The following is an 18,322-nucleotide window of genomic DNA, read 5'->3' as shown; positions in this document are numbered from 1 at the left end:
CACCAACTAGGTGGGTTTTTCTGACGAAGGTGGTACCTACCTGGAGAAGCGGAGCAGGCGGGTGGAATTAAGCACCACGAACACGGACGAGAAAGCCATGGCCGCTGCCGCAATCATGGGGTTGAGCAGGCCCGCTGCGGCAACGGGAATCGCCACTGTGTTGTAGGCGAAAGCCCAGAAAAGGTTGGACTTAATCAGGCGCAGGGTCGCCCGGCTCAGCCTGATTGCGGTGGGCAAGGACGCCAGGTCACTGCGCATAATCGTCATATCGGCTGCCTCCATGGCAACATCGGTACCTGAACCCATCGCCACTCCCAGGTTGGCCTTCGCCAGGGCGGCGGCGTCATTCACGCCGTCACCCACCATGGCAACGCCACTGCCACCAGCCTGCAGCTGTGTAATCTTATCCAGCTTGTCTGCTGGGCTAACCCCGGCAAAAACGTGCTCCGGGGCAATGCCCACGCGGGCGGCAACAGCGCGGGCTACCGGTGCGGAGTCCCCGGTCAGCAGAACCGGGGTGAGCCCCAGTTCCTTGAGCTCGGCAAGGGCGGGTGCGGCGTCGTCCTTGGGTGAATCCTGCAAGCAGAGCAGACCGGCAAGGTGGCCTTCTACCGCCAGGAGTACGGTGGTGAGCCCCTCTTCTTGAAGGCTATGCACCTGCTGACTAACAGCGTCAGAAACCTCAATGCCTTCACTAACCAGGTGGGAGACCTGCCCCACCACGGTGCGCACCGGCTGCCCCTGATAGGTAACGGTGGCACGCACACCACCGCCTGCTACGGACTCAAAATCATCGACTGAGGCCAGTGAGCCGTGTGCCCGGGCAGCCCCGGTCATTGCACGCGCTAGAGGGTGCTCGGACGGTGCCTCGGTGGAACCAGCCAAAGCCAGCACCTGCGCCTCAGACCAGGAGCCCAGAGGCAACACGCGGGCTAGGGTCAGCTCACCGGTGGTGACGGTGCCGGTCTTATCGAGCACCACGGTGTCTACCGTCCGGGTGCTTTCTAGCACCCGAGCTGACCGAATCAAAATACCCAGTTGCGAGCCACGTGAGGTTCCCGCCAGCAGGGCGGTGGGGGTGGCAAGGCCCAAAGCGCAGGGGCAGGCAATGACGAGCACCGAAACCGCTGCGGTGAAGGCGGCGTTGACATCGCCGGTGATTAGCAACCAGCCCGCCAAAACCACCAGAGAAATGCCCATCACGATGGGCACAAAAACCGCCGAAATACGGTCAGCTAGGCGGGCGATAGGCGCCTTGGTTGCCTGAGCCTCAGCAACAGCCCGCCCCATCTGCGCCAGAACGGTATCGGCACCCACCCGGGTTGCTTGCACTGTCAGCGCACCGGAGGTGTTCACGGTCGCGCCCACCACCGTGTCCCCGGGGCCAACCTCAATGGGCACTGATTCGCCGGTCAGCAGGGAAGTATCTAGAGCTGAACGGCCAGAAATTACCTGCCCGTCCACCGCAACTTTCTCACCGGGGCGCACCAGGAATTTATCATCCGGTAGCAGATCTTTGACGGGAATCTGTACTGCCTGCCCCTGCCGCAGCACGGTGGCACTTTTAGCGCCCAAATCCAGGAGGTTACGCAGGGCCCGGGAAGACCTGCGCTGAGTGGAATGCTCAATCTGCCTGCCCACCAACAGGAAGGTGGTAATCATGGTGGCAGCATCGAAGTAGAGCTGATGGTCCATGCCGTGCCCGCCACCGTGCCCACCGTGGGACGCACCCGCATGAGCCGTCATGGCAGGGTCAACAAGAAGCTGCCAGAGCGAAAAGACAAAACTGGCGATGACACCCAGAGAAATAAGGGTGTCCATGGTGAAGGAGCCGTGCTTGAGATTGGTCCAGGCGGGGCGGTGGAAGGGTAACGCCGCCCACGTGGCAACCGGCAAGGTCAGGGCAGCAACTACCCACCCCCAGTGCGGGAACTGGAAGCTAGAAAACATGGAGATAAAGAAAACCGGCACCGCAAAAATCAGCGCCACCACAATGCGGAGCGTTAGCGAGGTGCCGGCTTCCTGTTCGTCGTCCAGGGCGTCTTCCGCTTTGAGGCGTGCGGTATAGCCCGCCTTCTCCACGGTTTCAATGAGCTGCTCATCGCTGATGTTCGCCGGAGCAATCACTCGGGCGGTTTCCAGAGGCAGGTTGACGGAGGGGTCTACACCCAACTTTTTCAGCTTGCGCTCTACCCGCCCCACGCAGGACGCGCAGGTCATACCCCCCACGTCCAGGGTGACGATGCGGGTTGGCTGGCTCAGGGTGTTAGAGACCTCCGGAGCGGAGGCCGAGGTGTCGGGTGTAGAGGTCATGGTGTGGTTTCCTCCATCGGAGGCATGGGTAAAGCGTCATTAGCAGGGGGTAATCCCTCTGCTGGTGATAGGTTGCCCATGCAGGTTGCGCTTACTTAACCAGGGTGAAGCCGGCTTCGGTAATAGCGGCTTCAATGCTGTCGTTGGTGAGGTTGCCGTCGTGGGTGATAGTGACGGTTGATTCGCCGTCCTTGACGACAGCGACCTCAACGTTAGTCACGTTCTCGATTTCTTCGAGCTCTTCGGTAACGCTCATCGCGCAGTGGTTGCAGGTCAGACCGGTTGCTTTGACGGTGGTTGCTGACATGGGTTTCCTCCTTGAGGTGGGTTAGCTTTTGACCAGTCGGCTAATGGCGGTCATAGCTTCGGATAATTTGGCGTCCAAGAGTTTTGGGTTGCCGCTTGTCTGCGCTTCGGTGGCTGCGCCGACCACACAGTGCCGCACATGGTCTTCTACCAGTTGTAGTGAGACGCTGTGCAGTGCCTTGTTGATGGCGGCTACCTGGGTGAGAACGTCGATGCAGTAGGTGTCCTGCTCGACCATGCGGGCGACCCCGCGCACCTGCCCTTCAATGCGGCGTAGGCGCTTGAGGTAGGCGTCCTTCTCAGGGGTGTAACCGTGGGGTGCAGTGGGGCTTGAATCTTCTTCGCACATACCTTTAATGTATACCCCATAGGGGTATATTTCAAGTGTATTGCCTCCAGCAGTTTTAGATCATCTCCACAGTCTTAATAAGCCCCCTGTTAGACTGGGTGGCATGGCTTCATTCATCGAAGATTATGCTCTACTTTCAGATATGAACACCGGTGCTTTGGTCTCACGGGCTGGTTCTATCGACTGGTTCTGCGCTCCGCGCTTTGACTCCCGCGCGGTCTTTGCAGCTCTGCTGGGCGAGCGTGAGCACGGGCGCTGGCTCCTGGCTCCCCTCGAATCGGTGAACCCAGCTCCGGTAGAAGAGGTGCGTACTGAGCGCTCTTACCGCGAAAACACTTTTATTCTGCAGACCGTCTGGTTTGTGGGGGACGCCAGTGTGCGCGTCACCGAGTTTATGCCCCTTTCTGGCGGTACCACCATCGTTCGTAATGTTGAGGGCCTCACCGGTGAGGTCACCATGTACCACGAGCTAGCTATGCGCTTTGACTACGGCAAGACCGTGCCCTGGGTGACCCGTTATGAAGGCACCAGATCAGATGGTTCACCAGACCCGGATGCAGCCATGCTGGTGGGTATGGCTGGCCCCCACGCACTGGTTTTCCACGGTGATAGTGTGCCTGAGGGTGACCCTGAATCCAAGGCGGAAACCTTCACCGTTTCAGCAGGTCAGAGCTATACTTTTGCGCTGTCTTACTTTGCCTCTAACCACAATCCGCCGGTACCGGTCGATTACCCCACGGCACTGACTTACACCCAAGATCAGTGGAGTGAGTGGTCTGATCTTTACACCGCTCCAGAAGAAGAAACTAAGCCTCAGGCTATTGGTGCTGATACGGCCGGCGCTGATACAGCAAGCCCAGAAGAAATCTCTGCGGTGCGTTCGGTGCCCGAGCTTCAAGAGGATGCCACCGAGAGCCTAAAAACCTCCTCTATTCTGCTTGAAAGCGGGTCCAACACGAGTTCGCTGGAGGTCGACGAAGAAACCTACCGAGAACTGGCACAGACTGCTGCTACCCCCATTGCTGTACCCACCGAAGAGTCCCACCGCGAAGAGGCAGACGCCCGTTACCGTGAAGCTCGTCTACGCTCACTGCTGGTGCTGCGTGCCCTGATTTCGCGTGAAACCGGTGCGCTGGTTGCTTCAGCAACCACATCCCTCCCCGAGGTCATCGGCGGTAAGCGCAACCACGATTTCCGCTTCACCTGGCTGCGTGATGTTGCTATGGCTATGGACGTCACCCTCACCCACGGGCACGAGCGTGAAACTGCGCAGCTGCGCAACTGGATTCTGCGCGCCCTTGCCAATAACCCGCGTCAGATTCACGCGGTCTACGGGCTGGCGGGCGAGAAGGACGATATGGAACGCCGCCTGGCGCTCCCCGGCTATGAGGGCTCTCAGCCGGTGCGTTCGGGCAATGGTTCTGGCGATCAGTTCCAGGGGGATGCCCTGGGGCAGGTGCTGGTGACCTTTGCGAACCTGCGTGAGCAGGGTGTGGCTGAGGATCACCTGTCCTGGCCGATTCAGAAGGCACTGCTGAACGCGGCTACTGAGCGCATCGGTGAAACTGACCGGTCCATGTGGGAAATCTACGGTGAACCTTCCACCTACACTCACTCTCAGGCGATGCTTTGGGCTGCCTTTGACGCCGGTGTATCAGCAGTTCGTGATTACGGCATGGACGGCGACGCCGCTACCTGGGAGGCCTGCCGTGACACCGTGGCCGAGGACATTCTGACCCGCGGTTACAACGAAACCCTGGGTTGCTTCGTCTCAACCTACGGTGGTTCCAGCGTGGATGCCTCCCTGCTACAACTACCCCAGATTGGGCTTGTGGCTTGGGATGATCCGCGTATGCTGGCGACCGTCAAGCGTATCGAGGAAACCATCCAGCACACCTCGGGCATGATTTATCGCTATGACAACTCCGATTCGCATGACGGTTTTGAAGGACAGGACAACCCCCATTTCACCTCCACCCTGTGGCTGGCTGAGCAGTACATCCGTTCAGGGCGTGAGGCAGACGGCCGCGCCCTGCTGAACCTGGTGCTGGACTGCGCCAATGACCTGGGCTTGATGAGTTCGGAGTACGACTTTGCCCATGAGCGTTTGACCGGTAACTTCCCGCAGGCTCTTGCTCATATTTCTTTGATTCGTGTGGTTCAGGCGCTGGGTCTTTAGAGGCTAAGGGCAGCTTCCCAGAGGATAGTTGCACCAAAGATCACCAGCACGGTGCCGGCCACCCCGTCAATCACTAGGGTGGCGCGTGGGTGCAGGAGCCACTTCATAGACAGGGACGCCAGGGCGATGATGACTGCGAACCAGGTGACGTTAATGCCACCGTGGATGAGTGCCAGGTAGGTGCCCATCAGCAGTGGTGGCACGGTAGCAACCATAAAAGGTGGCACCGTGGCGATGTAGAAAACCGCGATTTTTGGGTTGAGAATGTTGGCGATAAAACCCGCTAAAAAGTCCCGGTAGACCCCTGCGTTACGGGTGCTTGCTGAATCAAGGTTTCCCACGGGAGTCTTGGGGGTTGGCATACTGGCCAGGGCGGCGTCCTGGGTTTTGAGGGCGGTCACTGATCCCCACTGGCGCAGGTTGAGCAGAAAACGTACGCCCAGGTAGATGAGGTAGGCACCGCCCGCCAGGGTGATGGCATCAAAGACACCCGGGGCTGCTGCCATGAGCACTGCCAAGCCGGTGGCTGCCGCTATGCCCCAAATGAGCAGGCCAGCGGTGATACCCAGAACGCAGGCAAAGGCTGCGGCTCTGCCCCGGGCTACGAGGGAGCGCAGCACCAGGGCGGTATCAGTGGCGGGAATGATGGTGATCAGAAAAGCGATACCCGCAAAACCGATCAGCGCCTGGCTAAGAGTCATGGGCACAGGCTACCAAGGCAGTTTTACTGCTTGCAAGAAAGTTTTGTGATGTAGGACGGCGGGTGTTCTAGGTGCGCCGATAGTAGCCGGCTTGGGTTCTGGACCGGCCTTGGGCCTAGGGCGCCTGACGTGCCCACTTGGCGGCGCGGGCGGCACAAATCATCAGCTGTACCTGGTGGAAAATCATCAGCGGCAAAATAATGGCGCCAACTGCGCCACCACCGAAGATGACCGCTGCCATCGGCACACCGGTCGCCAGTGATTTTTTGGAACCGCAGAACTGAACTGCCACCCGATCACCGTAGCTAAAGCCCAGCTTCTTGGAGACGAAGCCGCTGAACCACAGCATAAACTCCACAATGAGCAGGGACAGAATCACCAGGGCAAGCAGCTGCCAGATGCCGATGCGGGACCACACGCCGTCCACAATGCCCGCTGAGAAAGCAGAGTAGACCACCATGCCGATGGAGAGTCGGTCAACGTTTTTGGTGAGTTTATTTTTGGCGATCCCACCCACCCAATGGCGTAGTAGCTGGCCGATGAGGAAGGGTAGGAGAAGCTGAATAGAAATATCCAGGAAGGCGCTGCCAGAAATAACTAAGTCGCCATTACGCATGAGCAACATCACCAGCAGGGGGGTGAGCAGAATACCGGCAATATTGGAGGCGCTGGCGCTGACGATAGCCCCGGCAACGTTACCGCGAGCAAGCGAAGTGAAAGCCACCGAGGACTGCACGGTCGAGGGTACCAGGCACATGAAAAGTAGACCCAGGTAGAGTTCTTGCCCCAGCACATAGGTTAGGGGGTAAAGCGCCAAACCCAGCAGGGGGAAAACTAGGTAGGTGAAGCCCAGAATGGTGCTGTGCAGCTTCCAATGCTTAAGGCCCTGTAGCGCCTCAGTAGGTGAGAGACGGGCACCGTAGAGGAAGAAGAGCAGAGCAATAGCTACTTTGGTGGCCAGGCTGAAGCCCTCGGCAAAGTCACCGCGAGCTGGTAGAAGGATGGCCAGGATAACCGCCACGATAATCAGCACGATTAGCGGGTCCGGGCGGCGGGCCAGCAAGTTTTTCAGGGTCATTCTAGGGTTTCACCAGCCCCCGGTTTAAGCGGGGTTCTGAGGGTCAGATGCGCCTGCTGAGCTACCGGGATCGTCCGAACCATTGGAGCCGCCGGTGGCGTCCGGGCCTTCTGAGGTAGGACGCTGGGGTGTGTCCGAGCTGGGAGTTTCAGGGTGTGCCTGCGGGGTAGAGCCGCCGGCTGGTGCTGCCGCACCACGCGCCGGGTCACCAAAGCTACCGGGCATATAGCCGCGGAACTGCGGGGGCACCCAACCGGTGTAGAGCATATCGCCCACGGTGCGGTCGCGGTACTGGGCAGGCTCGCGGTAGACCGTCTGCACTGAACCCCAGTGCTGGTTGTCCTCGCGCTCGGGGTAGGTGAGCATGAAGTCGCTGGCCTGTAGCGGGTCTGGCCAGGCGGCTGCCGGTTCGGCAGCAGGCACAGCAGAGAGGGGGTAGACCGGGTTGTTCTTGGGGCGCCAGACCAGGCGTCCGGGCTCGGTGCGGTCGCGCAGGGCGTGGGCACGCCAGGTAACCGGTGGGTGGGTGGTGTTGAGGTTGGCTAGCCAGGTGAAGAATCCGCGCTCGTAGACGGCGCGGTTGGCGAGCTCGTGAAAGTTCACGTCATTCATCAGGTACTTACCGGCGGCAAGAACGCTGGTGGTAGTTTCGGCGCCTTCGGGGCAGAAACGGTAGCCGAAGTTATCGGCGGTGTATTCCTGGGTGCGGGAAAGTAACGTTCCTAGGAAGGGCACTTGGGTGAAGAAGGAGGTAAAGATGAGGCGGAAATAGCTGACGTGGCCAGCGGCGACATGCCCCACTTCGTGACCAATGATGAAGCGTAGAGCTTCGGGGTTGCGTGCTTTTCCGCCAATTTCAAAGAGGTCTGAGTAGATAACGATGAAACGGCGGTGCCCATGCCCGGAGGCAAAAGCATTGATGGTGCCGTTACCGGCGACCACGTAGGCGTCCGGCACGCGGCGCAGACCGGCAGCGTGGGCAGCTTCAACTACCATGTGGTAGCCCTCGGGGAACTGGGTGGGCGACATGCGCACACCCTGGATGCGCATTTGAGCGTAGTTCATGGCGCGCACAAAGAAGGCGATAATAGGCAGGTAGAGAGCAATGACGATGAGCTGAACTACCAGGTTGCTTGGGGTCCAGAAGAAGTCTGGTTCCACGATGAAACGTGTCAGCTGAACGACGAGGAAGACAGCGCCGCCGATGTAGACCATGAAGGTCAGGGCGTAGGCCATAGCCACCAGCGGCACTTCAGCGGGGTGGCGGATGGCGTTGAGGAATTTGAAGGGCAGCAGCGACTGGAAGCCAAAGAGCTTGGGCGCGGGCAGGGGCGAGAGGGGCCGCTGGCGCGTGTCTTCGGGCAGCCAGCCGCGCGAGAGGTCATCGGGTAATGGGGTTCCGGGTTGCTGAGCCGCCTGCTGCTGGGTCGGTTCGATGCCGTAGGGTGTTTCGCTCATGCGTCTCTCGCTGGTTAGACCTGTACTTCCTGTATAACACTAGCAAGAAAGCGGGGAAGGGGCGTGGGTTTGGTGGCGGGCAGAACAAGAAAGGACGGCGGGGCGCTAGCAACTACCGTGCTGGGCTATTTGCGCTTAAAGCGGGAAGTAAAGAGTAAGAAGAGCAGGAGAATGCAGACGGCAAGGACCAGCAGTTCTAGTGGGCTGATCTGAAACATGGGTGCTCCTAAGCAGTACTATCGCGGGAGTCGGTCATGCTTTTCTGCTGACGCTGGCGGTTGGACAGCATCTGAGTGGGAATGAGGAAGCCCATCATGAGGGCAAGCAAGATAAGGGTGACGTACTTGTTAGTTTCTCCCGGATTAAAGAAACCCCACAGGCTATAGATGCTGGTTGCTAGCGCCACCAGAATGCCTACGGTAGCCAAAATTTTCAGTTTCATGGCGTCACCTTTCCTGCCAGGCTTTTAACGGTCTGACCAGCGTCCTTGCTGACAGCACCTATAAACGAAGAGGTAGTTTGACTCTACCCCTCCCACCTAGCCACCACAAGGGGTTTAGACCAGCATGGGTATTCCCTCACGAGCAGGGGGATTACCCCCTGCTCGTGAGGGAATACCCATGCACGCGCCACCGCTTAAAACATTCTGCCCCGAGACGACCGGCTGCAACGCTACGTCTTTTGAACAGAACTCTATGAGGAGACCAGCAGCCATTATTTTAGAGTTTGAACCTCAACTCCCACCCTTTGTAGGTAGAGTTTTAGATTTTCAACATCGTTTGCATCCGGTATGAGGGTTTCATATATTTTGTCGCCGGTATTTATGAAGATAGGGTGCCCATCTGAGATGCCGATTGATGAGCGTTCTGCTGCTATAGATAGCCCTATTCCGCCATACCGTGAAATCGGCGATGCAATGTTGTCTTGAAACTGTACTTCTTCGATGTCTTCAATCCGAACTTTCAAAGTTATGAGTGGCCAATACCTGATATGGATGTATTCACTGTCTATTTCCACCCTGCTCCTTGCCGCTATGATCAGCGGGGTAAAAAGCAGGATAAGTACAGCGATTATCAATAAGGCAAGCCACTCGTACCCCTCAATATCCGCATATATTAAAAGGATAGCTAGAAGGATGATAAGCATTGCGCTGGCAATTCGAATCCACTGGGGAAAGTATGCCCACTGAGACTTGAACTCTTCCACTGACCTCTCGCCTCCTTGCAGAAATAGTTGCTAGACATCCTAGTAACGGCTTCTGACCGGTAACAGCTACACAGCAGAACCTCCGTGCCCCGGGCATAAAAAAACCGCTACACACCCATAGGGTACGTAGCGGTTTTCAAGGGCTGAAGCCGGGCTACTTGGTCAGGGCCTCGGTAGCTTCAGCAATAGCCTTTTCCTCGTTGGTGGGAACGACCAGTACGGGGATAGCTGAGTCCTCGGTGGAGATGATGCGGGGCTCATCGCCACGTACCTTGTTGGCTTCGGCGTCCAGCTTGATGCCCAGGGCACCCAGGCGGGAGATAGCCAGCTCGCGGAACTGGTGGGAGTTCTCGCCGATACCTGCGGTGAAGACCAGCGCCTGCATGCCACCAACAGCCACATGGTAGCCACCGATGTACTTAGCCAGGCGGTAGGAGGTCATGTCCAGTGCCAGCTTGGCACGCTCGTCGCCGCCCTCCATTGCCTCAACGACCTCGCGCATATCGTTGTTACCGGCGATAGCCAGCAGACCGGACTGCTTGTTAAGAATGGTGTCCATCTTCTCAGCGGTGATTTCAGGGTTCTGAATCATCACAGAAGTCAGAGCTGAGGGGTCAATATCGCCGGAGCGGGTGCCCATAATCAGACCAGCCAGGGGGGTGTAGCCCATGGAGGTGTCGATGCAGGCGCCCTTTTCGATAGCGGTGATTGAGGCACCGTTACCCAGGTGGGCGATGACGCCGTTGAACTCGCTGCGCTCTACGCCCAGAAAGTCAGCGGCAATGCCGGTGACGTAGTCGTGGCTGGTGCCGTGGAAGCCGTAGCGGCGCACGCCGTACTGCTCGTAGAAGTCCTCGGGAACAGCGTAGCGGTAAGCATGTGCGGGCATGGTGCCGTGGAAGGCGGTGTCAAAGACAGCGACCATGGGGACGCCGGGGTAGGTTTCCTGCGCTGCACGGATACCCAGCACGTGGGCGGGATTGTGCAGGGGAGCCAGCGGTGAGAGGTCATCAATCTTGGTGATGACGTCCTCGGTAATGATGACGGGTTCAGAGAAAATCTCGCCGCCGTGGACCACGCGGTGGCCGATAGCGCCAATGGTCTTGCCGTGCAGGGGCTCAACCAACGCTTCAGCCATGATGTGCAGAGCCTCGGTGTGAGTGGGGATCTCAGCCCCACCAATGTTTTCGATCAGGCCCTTAGCAATGACCTGGGCGTCTTCACCGGTAGCGGCGGTGTCGCGCACCTGGTACTTGACTGAGGATGAACCGCAGTTGATAACAAGAACGAGCATAAAGTGTTTCCTTCTAATAGATAAAAAGTTTGTGGGTGGCAGACGTCCGGGCGCGCTTTCGCTAGGTGGCAGTAAGCGTGCGCTTGGAGCCAGCTGGCTCGGGGCTGGCGTGAATCACGCGTGAGCGCTAGAGAACCCGTGAGAGTGTCAGCTGGCAAAGGCGCACGCTTACTGCCCAAACCAAGCCGGAGATTGATGCGGCAGAGGGGCGTCCACCGCGTCTAACCTAACTAGCCGGCGTCCGTGCGGAGCCTGAATTACATGGTCTGTGCCTGGATCGCGGTGATAGCAACGGTGTTGATGATGTCATCAACGGTGCAACCGCGGGACAGGTCGTTCACCGGCTTGCGCAGGCCCTGCAGGACGGGGCCAACAGCGACGGCGCCGGAGGTCTGCTGGACAGCCTTGTAGGTGTTGTTGCCGGTGTTGAGGTCGGGGAAGATGAAGACGGTTGCTTTACCTGCGACCTCTGAGTCGGGCAGCTTGGAGGAAGCGATGGATATGTTGGATGCCGCGTCGAACTGGATGGGGCCTTCGAAGGCGAAGTCGGGGTTGGACTCACGCAGCTTCTCGGTTGCTTCGACTACTACCTCGACGTCCGCGCCGGAGCCGGAGGTGCCGGTGGAGTAGGAGAGCATGGCGACCTTGGGGTCTACACCGAACTGGCGGGCAGTTTCAGCGGAGGCGGTGGCGATGTCTGCCAGCTGCTCGGCATTGGGATTGGGGTTGACTGCGCAGTCACCGAAGACCAGCACGCGGTCTTCCATGAGCATGAGGAAGACCGAGGAAACGATTTTGACGCCGGGGCGGGTCTTGACGAACTCCAGGGAGGGGCGGATGGTGTTGGCGGTGGTGTTTGCTGCACCGGAGACCATCCCGTGCACGATACCCTTGTGCACCATCATGGTGCCGAAGTAGGAGGGGTCCATCATGCGGTTGCGGGCGCCTTCAAGCGTCATGCCCTTGTGAGCGCGCAGTTCAGCGTAGGTGGCGGCGAAGTCATCGAAGTATTCGTTGTCATCGATGTCGATGATGGTGACGCCACGCTTACCGTCACCTGCGATGGGTAGGTCGATGGATTCGCGCTGGCAGATTTCCGCGATTTTCTGGGGGTTGCCGATGATGACCAGGTCGCAGAAGTCGCGGCGCGCAATGATGGACGCGGCGCGTAGGATGCGGGGGTCATAGCCTTCAGGCAACACGATGGAGCGGCGGTCGCTGCGTGCCTTTTCAATGAGGTTGTGCAAGAAGCGCAGGGGGGTCATGGTGGCGGGGCGTTCGAGTTCTAGGCGCTCGAAGAGTTCCTTTTCGTCCACGTTGCGGAACCATTCACCCAGGGCTGCCGCGATTTTACGGGGCTGGGCGAGGGCTAGCTGGCCGCGCACCTGGGAGACCGCGCGGCCTGCCTTGAAGGTGTCTAGCTGGGTGGAGAAGACGGGGAAGGGTGCCTTTTCAACCAGCTGGCCGATGGCGGTGTCGCTGCCCAGTTCGTTGGTCAGGCCGCCGGTGAGCAGCATGCCTGATGGCGCAGGGAAGCTGGGTGCCAGGGCAGATGCCAGGGTTGCAACCATGATGTCTGAGCGGTCACCGGGCACGATCACGAAGTCGCCGTCGGTGAACTGGGAGAGGAAGTTTGAGACGGTCATAGCCGCGATTTTGATGTCGTGGATGTCGCGGTCCAGGAAGTCAGCGCTCATGCCTTCACTGTTCAGACCCAGATTGTGCACAACCTCTGCCACGGTGGGCAGTGCCATTTCGGGCAACTCGGGTAGAACGTAGACGGGACGGTTGGAGGGGCCGCGCTTGACGTTCTTGGCGATTTCGTCACGCAGTTCGGGGCGGCAGCGGTTGACCATCATGGCCAGCACATCAACCTTGGCGTTATGCAGCTCGGTGCGGGCGACGTCAATCGCATTTACCGCGTCAGAGACGGATGCCTCCTGGGCGCCAACCACGGCGATGACGGGTAGGCCGAGGTCGCGGGAGAATTGGGCATTGAGGTCAAACTCAACGGTGGCTGCGTTGTGGGAGAGCAGGTCGGTGCCGTCCACGATGATAACGTCACAGTGCGCTGCCATCTGGGAATATACCGACACGGCAATGGAAGACATTTCTTCGTGGTTGCCCTCTGCCAGTAGTTCACGGCAGCGGTCCAGGGAGACGCCGCCGCGTGCCTGATCTTCTGTCAGTTCGTACTTGGTACGCAGCAGGCGAATCAGCGGGTCTTGCGATTCGATTTCACCGGCGAAAACGGGGCGGAAAAAGCCCACGCGGTCAGTTTCTTTGACCAGAGAATCGAAGAGGCCAAGTGCGATGAGGGACTTGCCTGAGCCCTGGGTCATCGCTGAAATGTACATGCCGTTGGTCATCAGTATCTATATTCCTTGTGGCGGGTTGGGCCCTCGCGTCAGGCTCAGTGCGGGCGCGAAGGGGGCTCTTTGCCTTACCTTCGAGTCTATTCCTTTAGGTGAGTTTTAAGGGGTGCAGGTCGTGCGTTTGTGTGACATCTCATGTGCGCTCGCTGCTGTGCTGGGTGCTGACAGTTTGTCGCCACTGGCCCCATTCTGGTGGGGGTAAGGTGGTGGTCAAGTGTTACTCATTTTTAAGGAGTCCCCTGTGAAACCCTCCGCCCGTACCCGCACTCTTACTCTGTCTTTTATTGCGCTACTGGCGCTGACTGCTTGCGGTGGATCTAGTGAAAACGCTCATTCACCGGCGGCACCCAGCAGTGCGGCATCCGGTGCCACGGCGCCCTCAGGTCAGCAAGAGTTTCTCAGTGCTACCGAAACCGGGGCGCGCACCCAGGACGGCTACCATCTCAACGAGGTCACCGAAGGTGCCCCCACCGTCATACTCTTTACTGACCTAGAGTGCCCCTACTGCGCCAAAGCTGACCCCACCTACGCGCAGGTGGCAGGGGAGCTTGAAGGCACCATGAACGTGACGGTTAAGCACTTCCCACTGCCGATGCACGGTAACGCTATTCCGGCTGCACAGGCAGTTCAGGCGGCGGAACTTCAGGGTGCTCATCAGCAGATGGCTGATCATATTTTCAAACACCAGAAAGACTGGAAAGAGCTCACCACATCCGAGAGCCTGATTGAAACATTCACCGGCTATGCAGAAAATCTGGGTTTGAACGCAGAGCAGTTTGCAACCGATCTCACGAGGGACGATCAGTTCGAACTAATTCAGCGCGAGTACGAAGAGGGTAAGGCAAACGGCGTCACCGGAACCCCGCAGTTCGTTGTTAACGGCAAGGTAGTGGAGAGCGTTGATTCATCCACCTCAGCTAGCGATATGGTTGCCGCTTTTAAGAAAGCAGCAAATCTTTAGCACCGTTCCCTGCCCTGTTGTATCAGCCGATAAACCCTTTGAATAAGCACCTTTCTTGCCTAAAGTGGGACTATGAAGATTGCCCTCTGCCAGATTCAGTCCACTAAAGACGTCCCCGCTAACTTGAAGCTACTGCGCGAGTACACCGAGGCAGCGGTGAGTCAAGGGGCGCGCCTGGTAGTTTTCCCCGAGGCAAGCATGGTCAGTTTTGGCGGCTCTCTCTACGATGATGCCGCCCAGCACGAGCTTAGCTTCCGCCAGACCCTGGGCAATCTGGCGCGGGAGCACCGTGTCACCGTGGTCGCCGGAGGTTTTGCCCCCGTGCAACTGGCGGACGAGTGGAACCTGCGGGTGCATAACAATCTCTATGCCTTCGACCAGAATGGTGTGGAGACGGTCTACACCAAGGTGCACCTCTACGACGCTTTCGGCGTGAAAGAATCAGACGGGGTCAAAGCCGGTAAGGAGCTGAAGCTCATTACCGTGGACGGCGTGAAAGTAGGTCTGGCCACCTGCTATGACGTACGATTCCCCAAGCTTTTTGCTGATTACTCACGTGCCGGTGCGCAGGCTGCTATCGTAGCGGCGTCCTGGGCTGGCGGTGAAGGTAAGGCTGAGCAGTGGCAAATTCTGACCAGCGCCCGCGCCCTTGATTCCAACATGTTCATTCTTGCTGCGGACCAGGCCTCCCCGGCTGTGAGCGACCCGCGCGTTGATATTACCCAGCCGCTCGGTGTGGGCTACTCCCGGGTGGTCAGCCCCTTCGGCAGAACCCTGGTTCAAGCGGGCGAAGCGCCCGAGGTGCTGATTGCAGAGCTAGATTTGGGCGAGGTCACCCAGGCTAAGAAAGCGCTACCGATTTTAGACAACGCGAAGTTAGGTTACTAGGAGGCACTGTGGGTTTCTTCGATTTTCTCTCCGATGACAAGGGCACCAAGCAGGCAGCGGAGCCTGCCAAGGCGCAGTTAGCTGCTATCGTCTCGGGGCGGGTGCAGGGAGTTGGTTTCCGCTGGTGGGTTGCCGGTGAGGCAAAGCCTCTGGGGCTGGTGGGCTACGCAAAAAACCTCGATGACGGAACCGTTGAGGTTATCGCCCAGGGCAGCTGGACGGGGTGCGAGAGTCTGCTTGCAGCTCTTAGATCAGGTGATACCGCCGGTCACGTAGAGCAGGTGCAGGCTGAAATTGGTGAGCCAGAAGGGCGCTACAAGAGCTTCGGCATCTACTAGCGTTTTGGACGCCCTTAGTTCTATGGGGTGTGTACTAGTCATAGGCAAATGGAACTAAAAGCGCCCAAAACGGTAGGGTCATTCTATGACCAAGAATATCCAGCTCTCCTTCTCGGGGCTTTCTGCTTCCGTTGCTCGCGATGGTTTCAGCGAGACGGGCTACATCCTCGAGATTGGGGGCGCTGAACAGTCCCACGTGGATCTCGCCAGCCCTGACCACATTTTCTACGAGTACCTGCGCCGCATTGGCCACATAGCTGACCTGGTGGCACCTGCAGGCCAGCCTATGACTGCTGCGCATTTGGGGGCCGGCGCCCTGACGCTGGTGCGCTACGTGCAGGCAACCCGCCCCGGTAGCCGCCAAATTGCCGTGGATATTGAGCGGGAACTACCCAGCTTTGTCATTTCCCAGTTGCCCCTGCCTGCGGGCACCGACTGCCAGGTTCTTATTGAGGACGCGGCGGCAGCGGCACCTCAGCTGACGGGTCACCTAAATGCCCCAGAGGGCATAGATTTACTGGTGCTCGATATTTTCTCGGGCTGGTCAGCTCCCGAACACCTCACGACACAGGGCTTTTATATCGACCTGCGTGATGCCTTATCTCAAGAAGGCATGCTGGCGGTGAACGTGGGGGACGATGCCGGTCTAACCTTCTTCGCCGCCCAAGCACGCACCCTGCTAGAGACTTTTGAGCACGTCTGGTGCCTAACCGAAAGTTCCATGCTGACCGCTAAACATGCGGGCAACCTGATTCTGGTTTGTTCACAGCGACCGCTGGACGCCGATACCCGCGCCCGGATTCTGACGGCTGGGCCGCACCCGGCGTCCGTGCTAGACACTCACGAGCTGGCGGATTGGGTGGGCGAACTCTAGCCTTACTCGGGCTTTTGTGGTTTCGAGCCCTGGGCAGCGGCATCCTCAATCATGGGCAGGGACGCGGTCACCGGCGCTACCTCACCCAGCTGCACCTCTTTAGGGCCGGGATTTTTGCGGGCAGAAAGGGTCACGCCCACGCTGGCGGCAATGAGCAGGGCGATAGCTAGCCAGCGCACCGGCCCGGTGACCTGTCCCAGTAGGAAGAAGCTAGCTATTGCTGCCACCGCGGGTTCTAGACTGAGCAGAATACTGAAGGTATTGCGCGGTAGGCGTCGCAGAGCCATAAGTTCTAGGGTGTAGGGCACCAGTGAAGCAAGCAGGCCGGTGCCTACCGCTAGTAGAAGCAGGTGGGGGTCAGTGATGCCCTTGATAGCTCCGGGCGCCCCCAGGGGCAGTAAAAAGACGGCAGCAAACGCCATGGCAACTGCTAGCCCGCCGGTGCCTTGAACGGTCTGGCCTACCTTTGCACTGGCAAGTACGTAGAGCGCCCAGCCAAGCCCTGCAATGAGGGCAAAAAGTACGCCCAGGGGATCATAATCTGCAGCCCTATGCAGGCTTTCGTAGCCCAGCACACCCATGCCCAGCACAGCGATGCCTAGCCATACAAAGTCAATACCGCGGCGTGACAGCAGTGCAGCTAAAACTAAAGGCCCCAGAAACTCGATGGTGACGGCAAGCCCAATGGGGATTCGCTCAATAGCGGCGTAGAAAGTGCCGTTCATTAGCGCCATAGAGCCGCCAAAGAGTGCTACTGCCTTCCATTGCCCGGCGCTCCACTGGCCTACCTTGGGGCGCACGATGAGGGTGAGTATCAGCGCCGCAACACCCAGGCGCAGGGTGGTCACACCCCAGGAGCCCAACTGCGGGAACAGCTGGTAGGCAAAAACCGCACCAAACTGTAGCGACAGGGCGGAACCGATGACCAGGGCGACGCCGGTGTAGGTGCTGCGGGCGTTAGGGCGCTGTGTCATGGAGTCCTCTCAAGGCGGCTGCTACCTCACCATACGATAGCCCAGGCCAACTAGCGGTGAAAATTGAGCGTTTTGCGGTGTGGACACCTGCTTTCATCCCCGTATCGGAATATGTGCCCTGGGCGTACAAAAGACAAGTAGCCTGTTCATAGTGGGGCGCTGGGCAGTAAACTAGCGGTATGTTTGATATGTTCAATGCCTCCAGTGCCTTTGATTCTGATGGCAAGCCCAAGCCCGCTGTGACCAAAGCTGTTGACACCGTGCTGAAGGTGCAACGCCCCCTCATCGTTTCTGCGCTGAAAAAGATGCGCGAGAAGTACCCCCACGAAACCCCGGACCAGCTAGCGAAGCGCCTTGAGAAGGCCTACCTGCGCGATGTCACCGTCGGCGGCGGCGCAGTGGGTGCCTCAGCTTTCGTGCCCGGTTTAGGCACAGCTGCTTCTGTAGGCCTGTCCGTTTTGGCGGTTGGCGGTTACCTTGAGCGCACTGCTATTTACGCTCAGTCCATGGCAGAGCTGCATGGGGTGCACGTAGAAGACCCCGATAAGGCCCGCCTCATGGTTATGGCAATCATGCTGGGCGAAGACGGCTCCGTGCTCATGAATTCCATGCTGGCGCACACCGGTAAGACCGGTGGTGTCTCCCGCAAGTGGGGCATGATGATGGGCTCTAAGGATTCCGGCAAGATCTTTAGCATCGAGCGCACCATCCGCAACATGTTCATCAAGCGCTTCCTCACCCGCCAGTCCGGTGCACTGCTGGGCCGCGCTATGCCTTTCGGTATCGGCGCTGTGGTAGGTGGCGGTGCCAACCTGGCACTCGGCCGTGCCGTGGTGAAATCAGTCGCTGACACCTTCGGCGCCCTGCCCGCCGTCTTCCCCGCCGGTCTTAACACCGACCGCGCACCCAAGCTGGTGGACGATGCCGCTCAAGGCGTCAAGAACCCTGAGGGTGATACCGAGGGCGGCGCACCCATCGAGGCTTAGGGGGTTACGCTCCGGCGTCCTTCCATCTTCACCCACCCTGTC

General features: G+C 58.8%; 17 protein-coding genes. 6 read left to right on the top strand and 11 right to left on the bottom strand.

What is annotated here, in order from left to right; translation table 11 throughout:
- Positions 1 to 36: 36 nt before the first annotated feature.
- The 3 genes from L6990_RS05260 to L6990_RS05250 form a co-directional block, all read right to left on the bottom strand.
- Entirely contained in the window at positions 37 to 2,313 is a 2,277-nt protein-coding gene (locus L6990_RS05260; protein ID WP_237203018.1) for a heavy metal translocating P-type ATPase, read from the bottom strand.
- A 91-nt stretch (positions 2,314 to 2,404) separates the two neighbouring features.
- A complete protein-coding gene (locus tag L6990_RS05255) occupies positions 2,405 to 2,620 on the bottom strand; it encodes a heavy-metal-associated domain-containing protein (RefSeq protein WP_237203017.1) in 216 nt (71 codons plus the stop codon).
- A 21-nt stretch (positions 2,621 to 2,641) separates the two neighbouring features.
- Positions 2,642 to 2,968: a metal-sensitive transcriptional regulator gene (locus tag L6990_RS05250; RefSeq protein ID WP_237203016.1), complete on the bottom strand. Its 327-nt coding sequence runs from the start codon at positions 2,966 to 2,968 to the stop codon at positions 2,642 to 2,644.
- Between the two features lie 103 nt (positions 2,969 to 3,071).
- On the opposite strand from L6990_RS05250, the gene L6990_RS05245 reads away from it, so the two are divergent.
- Positions 3,072 to 5,147: a glycoside hydrolase family 15 protein gene (locus tag L6990_RS05245; protein ID WP_237203015.1), complete on the top strand. Its 2,076-nt coding sequence runs from the start codon at positions 3,072 to 3,074 to the stop codon at positions 5,145 to 5,147.
- Here L6990_RS05245 and L6990_RS05240 read toward each other — a convergent pair.
- From L6990_RS05240 to pta, 7 genes are all read right to left on the bottom strand, one after another.
- Positions 5,144 to 5,848, bottom strand: coding sequence for a LysE family translocator (locus L6990_RS05240; RefSeq protein ID WP_237203014.1), 705 nt, complete (start codon positions 5,846 to 5,848; stop codon positions 5,144 to 5,146). The genes L6990_RS05245 and L6990_RS05240 overlap by 4 nt on opposite strands.
- Positions 5,849 to 5,963: 115 nt before the next feature.
- Complete coding sequence (locus L6990_RS05235; protein ID WP_237203013.1) at positions 5,964 to 6,926, bottom strand: bile acid:sodium symporter family protein; 963 nt, start codon at positions 6,924 to 6,926, stop codon at positions 5,964 to 5,966.
- A gap of 24 nt (positions 6,927 to 6,950) precedes the next feature.
- Complete coding sequence (locus L6990_RS05230) at positions 6,951 to 8,384, bottom strand: M48 family metallopeptidase (protein ID WP_237203012.1); 1,434 nt, start codon at positions 8,382 to 8,384, stop codon at positions 6,951 to 6,953.
- Positions 8,385 to 8,610: 226 nt separating this feature from the next.
- Positions 8,611 to 8,826, bottom strand: a complete 216-nt coding sequence (locus L6990_RS05225) for a hypothetical protein (protein ID WP_237203011.1) — start codon at positions 8,824 to 8,826, stop codon at positions 8,611 to 8,613.
- A gap of 272 nt (positions 8,827 to 9,098) precedes the next feature.
- On the bottom strand, positions 9,099 to 9,590 hold the full coding sequence (locus L6990_RS05220; protein WP_237203010.1) for a hypothetical protein: 492 nt from the start codon (positions 9,588 to 9,590) through the stop codon (positions 9,099 to 9,101).
- 154 nt (positions 9,591 to 9,744) lie between these two features.
- Entirely contained in the window at positions 9,745 to 10,884 is a 1,140-nt protein-coding gene (locus tag L6990_RS05215; RefSeq protein ID WP_237203009.1) for an acetate/propionate family kinase, read from the bottom strand.
- Positions 10,885 to 11,141: 257 nt separating this feature from the next.
- Positions 11,142 to 13,253 (bottom strand): phosphate acetyltransferase, encoded by a 2,112-nt coding sequence (gene pta, locus L6990_RS05210; RefSeq protein WP_237203008.1) that lies wholly within the window; start codon positions 13,251 to 13,253, stop codon positions 11,142 to 11,144.
- Positions 13,254 to 13,500: 247 nt separating this feature from the next.
- Between pta and L6990_RS05205 the strand changes: the two genes are divergently transcribed.
- The 4 genes from L6990_RS05205 to L6990_RS05190 all read left to right on the top strand — a co-directional run bounded on the left by L6990_RS05205 (position 13,501) and on the right by L6990_RS05190 (position 16,320).
- Entirely contained in the window at positions 13,501 to 14,220 is a 720-nt protein-coding gene (locus tag L6990_RS05205) for a DsbA family protein (protein ID WP_237203007.1), read from the top strand.
- Positions 14,221 to 14,292: 72 nt separating this feature from the next.
- On the top strand, positions 14,293 to 15,108 hold the full coding sequence (locus tag L6990_RS05200; RefSeq protein ID WP_237203006.1) for a nitrilase-related carbon-nitrogen hydrolase: 816 nt from the start codon (positions 14,293 to 14,295) through the stop codon (positions 15,106 to 15,108).
- Between the two features lie 8 nt (positions 15,109 to 15,116).
- Positions 15,117 to 15,446, top strand: coding sequence for an acylphosphatase (locus L6990_RS05195; RefSeq protein WP_237203005.1), 330 nt, complete (start codon positions 15,117 to 15,119; stop codon positions 15,444 to 15,446).
- 85 nt (positions 15,447 to 15,531) lie between these two features.
- Entirely contained in the window at positions 15,532 to 16,320 is a 789-nt protein-coding gene (locus L6990_RS05190; RefSeq protein WP_237203004.1) for a spermidine synthase, read from the top strand.
- Between the two features lie 2 nt (positions 16,321 to 16,322).
- Here the strand turns inward: L6990_RS05190 and L6990_RS05185 are convergent, their stop codons facing one another.
- Entirely contained in the window at positions 16,323 to 17,294 is a 972-nt protein-coding gene (locus tag L6990_RS05185; RefSeq protein WP_237203003.1) for an EamA family transporter, read from the bottom strand.
- Between the two features lie 179 nt (positions 17,295 to 17,473).
- Between L6990_RS05185 and L6990_RS05180 the strand changes: the two genes are divergently transcribed.
- Positions 17,474 to 18,280 (top strand): di- and tripeptidase, encoded by an 807-nt coding sequence (locus L6990_RS05180; protein WP_237203002.1) that lies wholly within the window; start codon positions 17,474 to 17,476, stop codon positions 18,278 to 18,280.
- Positions 18,281 to 18,322: the final 42 nt, after the last annotated feature.

The sequence above is a fragment of the Rothia endophytica genome (assembly GCF_928381505.1).
GTDB lineage: Bacteria > Actinomycetota > Actinomycetes > Actinomycetales > Micrococcaceae > Rothia > Rothia endophytica_A.
This window is presented reverse-complemented; position numbering and strand designations above follow the sequence as displayed.